Genomic DNA, 13,406 nt, shown 5'->3' with positions numbered 1-13,406 from the left:
GTTGGCTAGGAAAAGCAACGATAAGTCGAGAAGCCCCCACTTCAAGCGACCTGTAAGGGTGGTAAGTGGTGGGAGTAGTTCACGAAGGGTAACTTATTACAAATATGTTTCAAAGAAGAAAAGATTCCCATTATTTCTTGAAATTATCTTGATAAGAGGTAAGCATTATGATAATCTTTTAACAGAATTAGCGTTGTCGCTTAAAAAGCCTTATTTTATAGGGGTTCAAGCGATTTTGGTTGAATTTATCATCGATTGATAAATAAAATCTATAAACAACGTATACAATTCATCTGTTTTGTTTAGAAATGATGTAAGACGCTTAATTTCTGAACAGTAATGGGACTCTTTGGGAGGAGGTGAATGGCATGAACAAAACAGAACTTATCAATGCAGTTGCAGAAGCTAGTGAGCTTTCAAAGAAGGACGCAACAAAAGCTGTTGAAGCTGTTTTTGATTCAATCTTAAATGCGTTAAAAGATGGGGACAAAGTACAGTTAATTGGTTTTGGTAACTTTGAGGTTCGTGAGCGCGCAGCCCGTAAAGGACGCAACCCACAAACTGGAGATGAAATCGAAATCTCTGCAAGCAAGGTGCCTGCTTTCAAACCAGGTAAAGCACTTAAGGATGCAGTGAAATAATTACATACGACGCACTGAGCGTATGCTAAACAAAGGCCGCGACCTGTTCGCGGCCTTTTTTACGTATCAAAATCATAAAGTTTTGCTTGCTTTGATTTGGTTATGCTAAGATGAAAATATTATAATCAAATAGGGAAGACAAAACAGGATTATAATGAGTTGAGGGACCAATAGGAGGAAGCGCAGATGTCAAACGTCAATCGTGCCCAAATTGAAGAAGCGGTACGTTTAATATTAGAAGCAATCGGTGAAGACCCTGATAGGGAAGGCCTGCTGGATACCCCCAAGCGGGTAGCGAGGATGTATGAGGAAGTTTTCTCGGGTATGAACCAAGATCCAAAAGAATACTTCGAAACCATTTTTGGCGAGGACCATGAGGAACTAGTCCTTGTGAAGGATATCCCCTTTTACTCTATGTGTGAGCATCATCTTGTTCCATTTTTTGGAAAGGCTCATGTCGCATATATTCCAAAAGGCGGCAAGGTCACCGGACTCAGCAAGCTGGCAAGGGCTGTTGAAGCAGTGGCAAGGCGACCGCAACTGCAGGAGAGGATCACGTCAACCATTGCTAATGCGATTATGGAAAAGCTGGATCCCCATGGTGTCATGGTCGTGGTGGAAGCAGAACATATGTGCATGACGATGAGGGGAGTCAAAAAACCTGGCTCTAAAACAGTTACCTCTGCGGTGAGAGGGAATTTAGCTGAGGATGTTAACGCAAGAGCTGAAATTCTTTCTTTAATCAAGGACTAATAAATTAACCGCAATAAAAGCCGTTTATCACAAAATCTATGGAAGATCCTAAAGGCTGAAAGAAACTCTTTTAGCCTTTTGTTTTATCGTAAATCGTCAAAAGCAAGTCTCGTTCTATTTTTCATGAGGGGGATAAAAAATGGAAAAAAAACAAACAGTTAACCCAGATTATGTTGTAATTAAAGCAATTGAGGATGGAGTGAACGTAATTGGACTTACGAGAGGTACAGACACTCGGTTCCATCATTCAGAAAAGCTGGATCAAGGTGAAGTAATGATTGCACAGTTTACAGAACACACTTCAGCGATTAAAATTAGAGGTCACGCAAAGATTATGACACCTTTTGGAGAAATGGAAAGCGAGAAAAAGTAAGGCGTTTTAAAACCAACTATTTTGTTACAAAATCATAATCGATTTTTCGCAAATTGTGTTTAATTTATATTATCATCCCCAAGTTTTTATCTTTTGTGATATAATTGTCACTGCTTTACAATGTTCATGAAAAGGAATCATACTTTTTATGTTTGCTAATTCTTGGGTTACATCAAATCATGCCCGCTGCTGGCAGTTGAATAAATAAGGGGAACAAGGGTGATTCATTTGCTAGATTTACAAAATAAATTAAACAGCACCAAGGAGCTTCTTTTAGAAAAACTTGCACATCCTTATTTAAAAAAACATGTAGAAGCTCCTTATATCGATGATGATCGACTCTTGTTGCTCATTTCATTGCTTGAGCAGGAAGAAGAAAGTCAGCAAAGAGCAGTCAGCTATACTCTGACAGCCATGCTCCTGCAGATCGCCCTTGATACCCATGAGCATGTAAGCAATTCCCTGCCAGGTAAAGAGGATGAAAGATATAAGCACCGTCAATTGACGGTTCTTGCCGGTATTTATTACAGCGGTCTGTATTATAAGTTGCTTGCGGACCTTGAAGATATTGATATGATCAAATTATTGGCATCAGGTGTAAAAGAAGTGAATGAACATAAAATATCCCTGTATCAGAAAGATTCAATCGCAATCGATCAATTGATGGAAAGCGTAAAACTGATCGAATCTTCGCTTTTTGGAAAGATTACTGCTTATTATCAAGCGTCAGAATGGTATGAATTCGCCTCTAATTGGCTTTTTGTCAAAAGGCTGCTTTTTGAAGAAACAGTCTTTCTGAAAACTGGAAATTCCCTCTTGTTTAATGCGCTAAAGAAGATTGCCTTGCCAAAAACAGATCAAAAGAATGCATCGCTTTCTACGGAGCAGCAAAAATACCTTTTGTCCATCTGTACAAAATACATCGAATTTTCCATGACGAAAATAAAAATAGCTTCGAAACAGCTTTCAGGGGTAAACAGCTTGCTGCTGGAACGGTTAGACCTTACTGCCGGGCAGTTTCAACGGATGTCTAAAAATTTCGCGGAAGAAGGGTAAAGCAATGCAGCAATCGAAAGAAGAACGTGTTCATGGTGTGTTTGAAAAAATCTATCAAAATTACGATCAAATGAATTCTGTTATTAGCTTCCAGCAACATATAAAATGGCGAAATGACACAATGAAAAAGATGAGTGTCCCAAAAGGGGCTTCCGCCTTAGATGTTTGCTGTGGTACGGCTGACTGGACAATTGCTCTTGCAGAAGCGGTTGGAAGGGATGGTCAAGTAACAGGTCTTGATTTCAGCAAAAATATGCTGAAAATCGGGGAAGAAAAAATAAAATCTCGGCACCTTAACCAGGCAAACTTGATTCATGGAAACGCGATGGAACTCCCATTTGATGATAATAGCTTCGATTATGTCACAATCGGGTTCGGTTTGAGAAATGTCCCTGATTACAATCAAGTTCTGCGTGAAATGCATCGAGTTCTTAAACCGGGCGGAATAGCGGTATGCCTGGAAACTTCCCAGCCGACCATGCCAGGATTTAAACAAGCATACCGAATATACTTCCGGTTCATCATGCCGTTGTTTGGAAAATTGTTTGCAAAAAGCTATGATGAATATTCCTGGCTACAGGAATCTGCGAAAGACTTTCCCGGAATGAAAGAACTGGCAGAGATGTTCACGGCAGCTGGTTTTGAAAACGTAGAATATAAACCGTACAGCGGCGGTGTAGCTGCTGTTCATATAGGCCGAAAATAATCAGATGTACTCTGGCTGTCCTTTTTGAATTGCTAGGCAAGGAAGGTCAGCCTGTTTTTATCTCTGTTGTTTTAAAAAAAACGGAAAACTATTTGCCTGGACATTAATAAGCCGGAATAAAAGAAGCCTCCTGTCTGTGAAATGGAACATTTGGATGTGAAATTCGCAATATTGGAGATCGAGAATGCAAAAGCTGGGTGGATAATAATGAAGATGACGCTGTTATATACATATTTACATGCTGATTTGGCATTAATAGAAAGAGAATTGGAAGAGTCAATTCAGGCTGATGCCCTTCTGCTCAGACAGGCAAGCTTGCATTTGCTTAAAGCCGGAGGAAAACGAATCAGGCCTGTTTTCGTGCTTCTCGGGGCAAAATTAGGCGATTATGATATCAATGTAATCAAAGATGTTGCGGTCTCTCTCGAACTCATCCATATGGCATCACTCGTACACGATGATGTGATTGACGATGCTGAATTGCGGAGAGGTCAGCCGACGATCAAGGCGAAATGGGATAATAGGATTGCCATGTACACTGGCGATTATATTTTTGCAAGAGCACTTGAGTTAATGACCGAAATTAACAATCCGATGGCTCACCAGATTCTTTCAGATACCATCGTTGAATTGAGCATTGGCGAAATTGAACAAATAAAAGATAAATATGATTTCACTCAAAACCTGCGCAATTATCTGCTCAGGATAAAGAGGAAGACTGCGCTTTTGATTGCTGCTAGCTGTCAGCTTGGCGCTGTTGTGGCCGGAGTACCGGTAGAGGAACATCGTAAATTGTATAAGTTTGGATACTATGTAGGGATGTCCTTTCAAATCACGGATGATGTTCTCGACTTTACAGGGACAGAAAAAGAGCTGGGAAAGCCTTCAGGCGGCGATCTCCTACAGGGAAACATCACGCTTCCCGTTCTGTATGCCATGCAGGATGAATACATCAACAGCAAGGTTAGAAATGTACATCAAGGAATGGATAGAGAAGACTTAGAGGAAGTACTGAAACTGATCAAAAACTCAGGCGCGATTGAAAAATCTTTACAAATTAGCGATCGGTATTTAGATAAAGCATTAGCCGTCCTTGAACAACTTCCGCCAAGCAAGGCGAAAAAGTCATTGCGTGACATCGCCAAATTTATTGGAAAACGCAATTATTAGCAAGTTGCGGATTTTTCTAAAAAATGATACTATTTCTTAGGATTGCTTTTGTAAGCGGTTCACATACATATAGAAATAGGAGTGGAACACATGGAGAAGACGTATTTGATGGTCAAGCCGGACGGGGTACAACGCAACTTGATCGGTGAGGTTGTTACCCGCTTTGAAAAGAAAGGCTTTCAGCTAGTTGGTGCAAAGCTTATGAACATTCCAAGAGAACTTGCTGAAGAGCATTATGGCGAGCACAAAGAACGGCCATTTTTCGGCGAATTGGTAGATTTCATTACCTCTGGTCCAGTGTTTGCGATGGTATGGCAGGGCGAGAATGTAATCGCAACTGCACGCCAGATGATGGGTGCTACCAATCCAAAGGATGCTGCTCCTGGAACAATTCGCGGAGACTTCGGCGTAACAGTAGGTAAGAACATTATTCACGGTTCAGACTCACCTGAAAGTGCAGCACGTGAAATGGGACTATTTTTTAAACAAGAAGAATTGGCAGAACACAGCAAATTAATCAACGAGTGGATATACTAGACGATCCCAGGACACTTGCTATGAGCAAGTGTCCTTTTGAATACTCCAACTGCGACTGCCTAAAGTGCGAGCTGAAAAATGGTGCACGAATCTCAGAAATTTTCGTTATAATGAAACTGTTCGGTTTTATTAGTAACGAGAAGGAGCAATCAAATGCAGCAGGATTACGAACTCTTTACACGGAAAATCTACCAGAAGACGGGTATTAATCTTTCACTCTATAAAGAAGCCCAGATGAAGCGGAGATTAACCTCTCTCTATCAAAAGAAAGGCTTTGCCTCTTTCCAAGAATTCTATCAAGCACTCGACAAAGACAATCAGCTATTGAATGAATTTCTCGACAGGATGACTATCAATGTTTCCGAGTTTTACAGAAATGCAAAAAGGTGGGATGTTTTGGATCGAACAATCCTTCCTGAATTGTTGAGCAAAAATCCGACTCCAAAAATCTGGAGTGCTGCCTGTTCAACAGGAGAAGAGCCATACACGCTGGGGATGGTGCTTTCCAAGCATCTTCCCTTGCCAAGGATCCAAATACTTGCGACGGATATTGACGAAAACGTCTTGGCGAAAGCAAGGCTTGGAGTTTATTCTGAAAGGGCACTAAATGAAGCGCCAAAGGAAATGGTTGACAAATTTTTCAGGAAGGATGGCACCTATTATACAATTACCGAAGAGATACAGAAGGCGGTTCAGTTTGAAAAGCAAAACCTGCTCGCCGACCGCTATAACGGTCCATTCGATTTAATCGTCTGCCGAAATGTGCTCATTTATTTTACCGAAGAGGCAAAGGATAGTATCTATCAAAAATTCAGCTCGGCGTTAAAGCAGGGTGGTATTTTATTTGTTGGCAGCACAGAACAGATTTTCAATCCCGGTACATACGGCTTTGAGACTGCGGATACCTTTTTTTACAGAAAAAAATAACGCAGGTAACCGAAAGAAGACAGTGTGATCGATTATCGTTTTTTGCGAGAGAAAGAGTTTCATGATAAAATGGCTCCAATCTTTACTAGGATTGATACATAATCATACATGGATCGAAATTTTTAATTTATTTATTGAAAACTGTGTGATATAGTAAAACAAATCCTTTAGCGAGTTGAAGGGGGAAAGTATATGAGATATTTAACAGCAGGTGAATCACATGGACCGCAATTAACGACAATAATTGAAGGAATGCCAGCAGGAATGCCGTTGATTGCAGAAGATATAAACAACGAGCTTGCGCGCAGGCAAAAGGGCTATGGCCGCGGCAGACGGATGCAAATTGAAAAAGACGAGGTCCAAATTACTGCAGGTATCAGGCATGGACAAACGCTAGGATCTCCTATCGCTCTAGTCGTTGAAAACAATGACTGGAAACATTGGACCGGCATCATGGGACAGGAACCGCTGGATGATCCTTCCTCGGAAGCTGTAAAAAGAAAGATTTCCAGACCAAGACCAGGTCATGCAGATTTAAATGGAGCAATCAAGTATGGACATCGCGATATGAGAAATGTACTTGAACGTTCCTCTGCAAGGGAAACGACTGTGAGAGTTGCAGCAGGTGCAGCGGCTAAAAAGCTGCTATCGCTCTTAGGTGTGGAGCTTGTTGCTCATGTGGTGGAAATTGGCGGAGTGAAAGCGCAGAATCTGAGCTATTCCTCATTAGAAGAGCTTAGAGAAGTTACCGAAGAATCTCCAGTTCGTTGCTTCGACACCGCTGCTGGAAAGGAAATGATGGCAGCGATTGATGAGGCAAAGAAAAATGGCGATACCATCGGTGGAGTCGTGGAAGTCATTGCAGAAGGAATGCCTGCTGGGGTCGGCAGTTATGTGCATTACGACCGCAAGCTTGATGGGAAGCTTGCTGCAGCAATTATGAGCATCAATGCTTTTAAAGGGGTTGAAATCGGCATAGGTTTTGAAGCAGCCAGGAAGCCAGGAAGCCAGGTTCATGATGAAATTGCCTGGGAAGAAGGCCGCGGCTATTTCCGAAAAACGAACCGACTTGGCGGATTTGAAGGCGGAATGACAACCGGAATGCCAATCGTCGTCCGAGGAGTCATGAAACCAATTCCAACTCTTTATAAGCCGTTATTGAGTGTTGATATCGACTCGAAAGAACCTTTTTCGGCTAGCATAGAACGCTCAGATGCTTGCGCAGTTCCGGCAGCTGCAGTCGTTTGTGAAAATGTTGTAGCATGGGAGCTCGCTTCTGCTTTGGTTGATCAGTTCTACGCTGACCGGTTTGACACGCTGAAAGCAACCATCGAGGAACAAAGAAGGACTGCGAGGGATTTTTAATGCAACAGCTAAAAATCGTTACGAGTACCAATTCTTATCCCGTCTTTGTAGGGGGAGGTGCGATTCACCTCTTGTACGAGTTCATCCAAAAGGAAGCAGACAATTATACTTCCGTCATGGTAATTACTGACGAAACAGTCGCGAAGCTTCATCTCGATTCTTTTCAGAAGTCGGCTGGGCTTAGTCGGATCATTGTTAAAATCGTACCTTCAGGGGAACAAGCGAAAACATTCCCTGTATACTATGATTGTCTTTCTGCTGCTCTTGAAAATAAACTAGACCGGAAATCGCTGATCATTTCCTTTGGTGGGGGCGCCGTAGGAGATCTGGCGGGTTTTGTCGCTGCAACCTATATGCGAGGAATTCGGTTCATACAAGTTCCAACGACGATTCTTGCCCATGACAGTGCCGTAGGAGGGAAAGTGGCCGTTAATCACCCGCTAGGGAAGAATATGATCGGAGCGTTCCATCAGCCAGAAGCTGTGATTTATGATCTTGATTATTTGAAGACACTCCCGGAGCGTGAAGTGCGTTCAGGTTTTGCAGAGGTGATCAAGCACTCTCTGATTAGCGATGAAACTTTTTATGATCGGCTAAGGGAACAAATCTATTCACTCGATGCCATAACAGAAACCGAGATGCTAGATTTCTTGACAACAGGTATATCGATTAAAGGGTCATTTGTTGCGAAGGATGAAAAGGAAAAAGGGATTCGTGCCTTTTTGAATTTCGGTCATACGCTCGGTCACGCAATCGAAGCAGAGGCCGGATATGGGAAGGTCACGCATGGCGAGGCCGTCGCCTGCGGAATGCTTTTTGCCCTAGGATTAAGCAAGGAGTTGCTTGGGCTCGAATTTCATTTAGAGGGATTTCAGCTATGGCTAAAGAAACTCGGGTACAAAACTTCCATTCCAGAGGGGCTGGACCGAGAGCGGCTGATCGAAAAAATGAAACAGGATAAAAAGTCAGTGGGCGGGACAATTCGCTATGTTCTTTTAGAAAAAATCGGCAAGCCTGTACTTATGGAAATAGATGAAAAAACATTGACGGCTTATCTAAAGAAATTCGAAGAGGAGGTTGGGCATGATGATTAGGGGAGTAAGAGGAGCCATCACGGCAAGACGCAATGAGGAGCAGGAAGTGATTTATACTACAGAAAGATTGTTAAAAGAAATGATCACTTCCAATCAGATGGATCCCGAACAAGTTGCTTCCATATTTATCTCTGCTACGGATGATATCGATGCAGCCTTCCCGGCAAAGGCATTAAGGAATCTAGACGGCTGGACATATGTACCTGTCATGTGCATGAAGGAATTAGCCGTCTCTGGCTCGCTTCCAATGTGCATCAGGGTGATGATCCATTTTCAAACAGATGAAAAGCAACATGAAATCAAGCATATTTATCTTGAGGGAGCTGCTGGTCTGAGACCAGATTTATGATTTTTTAAATTTAAGAATTGGATAGTTGAGGTGGATAGTTATGAGATGGAAAGACCAGCTTTTAAAGCTTAAACCGTACCAGCCAGGCAAAACAATCGGAGAAGTGAAGAGGCAGTATAATTTAACGGATATCGTAAAACTGGCATCAAATGAGAATCCATTTGGTTCTTCAGAAAACGTGAAAAGGAAAATTGCAGGAAATCCAGGAAGTTATTCGGTTTATCCTGATGGCTATGCCTTTGAACTTCGTAATGCACTTGCAGAGCATTTGGGTGTAAAAGAGGGACAGATCATACTCGGAAATGGCTCAGATGAAATAATCCAAATTATTGCAAGAGCCCTGCTTTCCCCACAAACAAATACAGTGATGGCTGCTCCAACTTTTCCTCAGTATAAGCATAATGGAATCATTGAAGGCAGTGAAACGAAAGAAATCCCAGTAGTAAACGGGGCTCATGATCTCGACGGAATGGCAACTGCCATCGATCATCAAACTTCTGTCGTTTGGCTGTGCTCGCCAAACAATCCGACAGGAGTTCATATAACAGAAGAAGAACTGACTGCATTTATGGCAAGGGTTCCTGACGATGTGCTGGTAGTCCTAGATGAAGCCTATTATGAATATGTGGTTGCTGACGATTTCCCTGATTCCATCCATTTATTGGATCAATATAAAAACCTGATTATTTTACGAACTTTTTCGAAAATCTATGGCTTAGCCGGTTTTCGGGTCGGATATGGAATTGCCAATGAGGATACTATCAGGGTATTGGAACCAGCCAGGGAACCGTTTAATGTTAACGCTTTGGCTCAGACAGCGGCAATTGCTGCCCTCGAAGATCAGAAATTCATCGAAGAGTGCAGAAACGAAAATCGAGCGGGATTACAGCAATTTTACGAGTTTTGTGATCATGCCGGATTAACCTATTTTCCTTCACAAGGGAATTTCATTTTGATCGACTTTAACACGGACGGACAGGAAGTGTTTCAATTCCTGCTTGAAAGAGGGTATATCGTTCGATCAGGCACAGCGCTCGGCTTTCCAACAGGGATAAGAGTTACCGTTGGTTCTAAGGAACAAAATGAAGGGGTCATTAAGGCAATGACAGAATTTTTGAATGTTGATGCTGCAATATCTAAATAAGGAAGTGGGTTTTATGGAAGGCCGCGTATTGATCATTGGGCTAGGATTGATTGGCGGCTCTCTGGCAATGTGTATTAAAGAGAAGCATCCAGATGCAGAATTGGTAGGCTATGACTTGGACCAGAACCAGATGAACCTGGCAAAGATGCTTGGCGTTATTGACAGATCTGCAGAAGGCATGGAAGAAGAAGCTTTGGAGGCAGATTTAATCATCCTAGCGACTCCTGTCATGGTCGCAGGGAAGATCATCGAAACGTTAGCATCTTTGCCGCTGAAACAGGAAGTCATTATTACAGACACTGGAAGCACAAAAGGGTTTATCTCCCAGAAAGCGTCCATCCTTTCTGACAAAGGAATTTCCTTCATAGGGGGCCATCCGATGGCCGGTTCCCACAAAAGTGGGGTAGCTGCGGCGAAGAAACTATTGTTCGAAAATGCTTTCTATCTGCTGACACCTGCCAGCCATGTTAGGGACAGCACAGTCGATCGCTTAAAATCATGGCTTTCGGGGACGAAAGCAAAATTTCTGAAAGTATCACCAGAAGAACACGATTATCTTACCGGCGTTGTCAGCCATTTTCCTCATGTCATTGCTGCTTCATTAGTACATCAAGCTGCTCGTGCGGACAAAGAAAAACCGCTAGTAAACCGGCTTGCAGCAGGTGGCTTCAGGGATATCACCCGAATAGCTTCCAGTAACCCAAGAATGTGGAGAGATATTTTGCTGCAAAACAGCGATGTTCTTGTTTCGCTGTTAAGCGACTGGCAGGCTGAGATGGAGCGTGTCAAGGAGTTATTGACTACGAAGGATGAAGACAAAATTCATGATTATTTTGATGCTGCAAAAAAATATCGTGACGGCCTTCCTGTAAATGATAAGGGAGCGATTCCAAGCTTTTATGACTTGTTTGTGGATGTTCCTGATTATCCAGGGATTATTTCTGAAGTGACCGGGTATCTGGCAACGGAAAGGATCAGCATCACAAATATCAGAATCATGGAAACTCGCGAAGATATATATGGAGTGTTAGTAATCAGCTTTCAGACACCTGAAGATCGGGAAAAAGCAATGCAATGCATCGGAAAATACACAGAATATGAGATGTCTGTAGCCGAGTAAACTGAAGGAGCAGAAATATGTCTACAAAAGCACTGAAAACAAACGTATACTCCCTTAAAGGTGAAATTACCGTACCGGGAGATAAATCCATTTCCCATAGGGCAGTCATGTTTGGCTCTATCGCCGAAGGGACCACCCAAATTAAGAACTTCCTTCCCGGAGAAGATTGTTTGAGTACGATTTCCTGCTTTCAAAAACTCGGTGTGAAGATTATCCGCAAGGACAGCGAGGTGATCGTCTCTGGCAACGGAATCGGTGGCTTAAAGCATCCGGAAGAAACGCTCTATGTTGGAAATTCCGGAACGACCATCCGGCTGATGCTGGGAATTCTTTCTGGACTGCCTTTTGAATCCCGACTAGAGGGAGATGAATCAATTGCCAAAAGACCGATGACGAGAGTAACGGTGCCATTGTCCAAAATGGGAGCAAGGATTGATGGGAGAAATAATGGGGAGTTCACTCCGCTGATTGTGAAAGGCGGAAAGTTAACAGGAATCACCTATCCATTGCCTGTTGCGAGTGCGCAGGTGAAATCGTCAGTCCTCCTTGCCGGTCTGCAGGCCGAAGGGGAAACAGTGGTCGTCGAACCAGTAAGGACAAGAGATCACACGGAACGAATGATCAAGCAGTTTGGCGGCAAAGTTGAACGGACAGGGGACTCGGTAAGGGTGCTTGGTGGCCAATCACTCAAAGCAGCACACATTACTGTTCCTGGCGACATCTCTTCCGCAGCGTTTTTTATGGTGGCAGGTGCGATTGTTCCTGGAAGTGACATTGTGCTTAGGAATGTAGGACTGAATCCAACACGAACGGGAATCATCGATGTTCTGATCACAATGGGAGCAGATATAAGGATTGAACCATATGAGCAAGAAAAGGCGGCCGAGCCTGCTGGGGATATCCGGATTCAATATTCAAGTCTAAAGGCAACAACGATAGAAGGAGCCTTGATTCCCCGGCTGATCGATGAAATACCGATTATTGCCTTACTTGCTACACAGGCGGAAGGCAAGACGGTAATCAAAGATGCAGCAGAATTGAAAGTCAAGGAAACGAACCGGATTGATACGGTTGTAAAAGAGCTTAAGAAGCTTGGGGTGAATATAGAAGCAACGGAGGATGGGATGGTCATTGACGGAAACCAAAACCTAGCGGGAGGAACCGTTTCTGCCCATGGGGACCACCGAATCGGGATGATGCTGTCCATCGCTGCACTTCTTTGCGAACAAGAAGTCGTTTTGGAACGAAGTGATGCCGTCGCCATTTCTTATCCTGGTTTTTTCGATGATCTATATAACTTAGTTCAAGCTTAAAAAGCAGATCGAGGGCCAACCATGAAAATGGTTGGCCCTCGATTCGTTATTTAGCGGTAACAGTAATGCAAAACCGTTATATTCCTGAATTTTTTGCATAGTTTGTCATAAGACCGATAAAGGAGTGGTATTTATGGCATACATTATCGAAAATGTCCACCTCATGAAGGGACAGGCTCTCACTAATACAAGCATGCTGGTGGAAGATGGCCGGATTATGACGACAGGTTCAGGATTCAAAAGGTATCAGCAAATGAAGATGGATGCAGATAAATATATCATGACCCCGACTCATGTCCTGTTTGATTCCACAGTTCCGCTTACAGGTTCCTTTACAGCCAGAAAAGAATATTTCCTGAAGAACTTTCTCATGAAGGGTAGCACCGTACTCTTCACAGCTGTCTCAGTCCAATTTGAACGGCAGCTGGAAGAAAGTCTCAAGCAGGCAAAAAAGGATTTGCTTGATAGTCCAATTGACTATGTCCTGGGAATCTCGATTCCATTAAGATTGCTTACCCCTTCCTTTATTCGCAAGTGTAAAAAATTGCACATACCGGCTATCTTTCTCGAAATAGATAAGATGGGCAGCCTGGAGATCATGCCTTGGGGGTGGATCAGGGAGGCGCTGTTTCCTTACAACTGTCCAATTATTCCGTTATTTGCAGAAATACAGTACGAAAAAGAGAAGCAGAAACAGCTTAATCGCTGGAGCAGTTGGATGAAAAAAGAGAAAATCCCCGCTATATACGAGGAATTGAAGAATGGCCTTCCGGTTTCTAGATCGGTTTTAAAAAAGACCGGAATCTTTCCAGAAAAATCAAATCTGCACAATGGCGGGCAGCTCTGAGGAGTAAACTT

The 13,406-nt window shown here is 42.9% G+C and carries 16 protein-coding genes; all 16 read left to right on the top strand.

Features of this window, described 5'->3' with window-relative positions:
- Window positions 1-259, top strand: a 259-nt coding sequence (locus UB32_RS20285) for a hypothetical protein (RefSeq protein WP_206742574.1), incomplete at its 5' end; no start/stop codon positions are given.
- A 109-nt stretch (window positions 260-368) separates the two neighbouring features.
- Window positions 369-641, top strand: coding sequence for an HU family DNA-binding protein (locus UB32_RS10250; RefSeq protein ID WP_044393505.1), 273 nt, complete (start codon window positions 369-371; stop codon window positions 639-641).
- A gap of 186 nt (window positions 642-827) precedes the next feature.
- Window positions 828-1,394 carry a GTP cyclohydrolase I FolE gene (folE, locus tag UB32_RS10245; RefSeq protein WP_044393501.1) on the top strand — a complete coding sequence of 189 codons (567 nt, stop codon included), beginning with the start codon at window positions 828-830 and terminating at the stop codon, window positions 1,392-1,394.
- Between the two features lie 139 nt (window positions 1,395-1,533).
- Window positions 1,534-1,767: a trp RNA-binding attenuation protein MtrB gene (gene mtrB, locus UB32_RS10240; RefSeq protein WP_044393499.1), complete on the top strand. Its 234-nt coding sequence runs from the start codon at window positions 1,534-1,536 to the stop codon at window positions 1,765-1,767.
- Between the two features lie 219 nt (window positions 1,768-1,986).
- A complete protein-coding gene (locus UB32_RS10235; protein WP_044393497.1) occupies window positions 1,987-2,823 on the top strand; it encodes a heptaprenyl diphosphate synthase component 1 in 837 nt (278 codons plus the stop codon).
- 4 nt (window positions 2,824-2,827) lie between these two features.
- Window positions 2,828-3,529, top strand: coding sequence for a demethylmenaquinone methyltransferase (locus UB32_RS10230; RefSeq protein ID WP_044393495.1), 702 nt, complete (start codon window positions 2,828-2,830; stop codon window positions 3,527-3,529).
- Between the two features lie 207 nt (window positions 3,530-3,736).
- A complete protein-coding gene (hepT, locus tag UB32_RS10225) occupies window positions 3,737-4,699 on the top strand; it encodes a heptaprenyl diphosphate synthase component II (protein WP_044393511.1) in 963 nt (320 codons plus the stop codon).
- 90 nt (window positions 4,700-4,789) lie between these two features.
- On the top strand, window positions 4,790-5,236 hold the full coding sequence (gene ndk, locus UB32_RS10220) for a nucleoside-diphosphate kinase (RefSeq protein ID WP_044393493.1): 447 nt from the start codon (window positions 4,790-4,792) through the stop codon (window positions 5,234-5,236).
- Window positions 5,237-5,389: 153 nt separating this feature from the next.
- Window positions 5,390-6,163, top strand: a complete 774-nt coding sequence (locus UB32_RS10215) for a CheR family methyltransferase (protein ID WP_044393491.1) — start codon at window positions 5,390-5,392, stop codon at window positions 6,161-6,163.
- Window positions 6,164-6,355: 192 nt separating this feature from the next.
- Window positions 6,356-7,528 (top strand): chorismate synthase, encoded by a 1,173-nt coding sequence (gene aroC, locus UB32_RS10210; RefSeq protein WP_044393490.1) that lies wholly within the window; start codon window positions 6,356-6,358, stop codon window positions 7,526-7,528.
- Window positions 7,528-8,622, top strand: coding sequence for a 3-dehydroquinate synthase (gene aroB / locus UB32_RS10205; protein WP_044393489.1), 1,095 nt, complete (start codon window positions 7,528-7,530; stop codon window positions 8,620-8,622). The genes aroC and aroB overlap by 1 nt, the downstream gene beginning before the upstream one ends.
- Window positions 8,615-8,971 (top strand): chorismate mutase, encoded by a 357-nt coding sequence (gene aroH, locus UB32_RS10200; protein ID WP_044393510.1) that lies wholly within the window; start codon window positions 8,615-8,617, stop codon window positions 8,969-8,971. The genes aroB and aroH overlap by 8 nt, the downstream gene beginning before the upstream one ends.
- A 40-nt stretch (window positions 8,972-9,011) precedes the next feature.
- A complete protein-coding gene (hisC, locus tag UB32_RS10195; protein ID WP_044393488.1) occupies window positions 9,012-10,115 on the top strand; it encodes a histidinol-phosphate transaminase in 1,104 nt (367 codons plus the stop codon).
- Between the two features lie 13 nt (window positions 10,116-10,128).
- On the top strand, window positions 10,129-11,235 hold the full coding sequence (locus tag UB32_RS10190; protein WP_044393487.1) for a prephenate dehydrogenase: 1,107 nt from the start codon (window positions 10,129-10,131) through the stop codon (window positions 11,233-11,235).
- A gap of 17 nt (window positions 11,236-11,252) precedes the next feature.
- Window positions 11,253-12,548, top strand: a complete 1,296-nt coding sequence (gene aroA / locus UB32_RS10185) for a 3-phosphoshikimate 1-carboxyvinyltransferase (RefSeq protein ID WP_044393485.1) — start codon at window positions 11,253-11,255, stop codon at window positions 12,546-12,548.
- A 133-nt stretch (window positions 12,549-12,681) separates the two neighbouring features.
- Window positions 12,682-13,395: a hypothetical protein gene (locus UB32_RS10180; RefSeq protein WP_044393509.1), complete on the top strand. Its 714-nt coding sequence runs from the start codon at window positions 12,682-12,684 to the stop codon at window positions 13,393-13,395.
- Window positions 13,396-13,406 lie beyond the last annotated feature (11 nt).

The sequence above is a fragment of the Mesobacillus subterraneus genome (assembly GCF_000934845.1).
Classification (GTDB): domain Bacteria; phylum Bacillota; class Bacilli; order Bacillales; family Cytobacillaceae; genus Mesobacillus; species Mesobacillus stamsii.
Note: the sequence above shows the minus strand (reverse complement) of the source record. Positions and strands in the feature narration are given on the sequence as shown.

Coding starts and splice junctions, on each gene's coding strand:
- hisC (WP_044393488.1), top strand. CDS start 9,012: ATGAGATGGAAAGACCAGCTTTTAAAGCTTAAACCGTACCAGCCAGGC.
- aroB (WP_044393489.1), top strand. CDS start 7,528: ATGCAACAGCTAAAAATCGTTACGAGTACCAATTCTTATCCCGTCTTT.
- aroC (WP_044393490.1), top strand. CDS start 6,356: ATGAGATATTTAACAGCAGGTGAATCACATGGACCGCAATTAACGACA.
- ndk (WP_044393493.1), top strand. CDS start 4,790: ATGGAGAAGACGTATTTGATGGTCAAGCCGGACGGGGTACAACGCAAC.
- hepT (WP_044393511.1), top strand. CDS start 3,737: ATGAAGATGACGCTGTTATATACATATTTACATGCTGATTTGGCATTA.
- UB32_RS10250 (WP_044393505.1), top strand. CDS start 369: ATGAACAAAACAGAACTTATCAATGCAGTTGCAGAAGCTAGTGAGCTT.
- aroA (WP_044393485.1), top strand. CDS start 11,253: ATGTCTACAAAAGCACTGAAAACAAACGTATACTCCCTTAAAGGTGAA.
- UB32_RS10230 (WP_044393495.1), top strand. CDS start 2,828: ATGCAGCAATCGAAAGAAGAACGTGTTCATGGTGTGTTTGAAAAAATC.
- UB32_RS10190 (WP_044393487.1), top strand. CDS start 10,129: ATGGAAGGCCGCGTATTGATCATTGGGCTAGGATTGATTGGCGGCTCT.
- aroH (WP_044393510.1), top strand. CDS start 8,615: ATGATTAGGGGAGTAAGAGGAGCCATCACGGCAAGACGCAATGAGGAG.
- folE (WP_044393501.1), top strand. CDS start 828: ATGTCAAACGTCAATCGTGCCCAAATTGAAGAAGCGGTACGTTTAATA.
- mtrB (WP_044393499.1), top strand. CDS start 1,534: ATGGAAAAAAAACAAACAGTTAACCCAGATTATGTTGTAATTAAAGCA.
- UB32_RS10180 (WP_044393509.1), top strand. CDS start 12,682: ATGGCATACATTATCGAAAATGTCCACCTCATGAAGGGACAGGCTCTC.
- UB32_RS10215 (WP_044393491.1), top strand. CDS start 5,390: ATGCAGCAGGATTACGAACTCTTTACACGGAAAATCTACCAGAAGACG.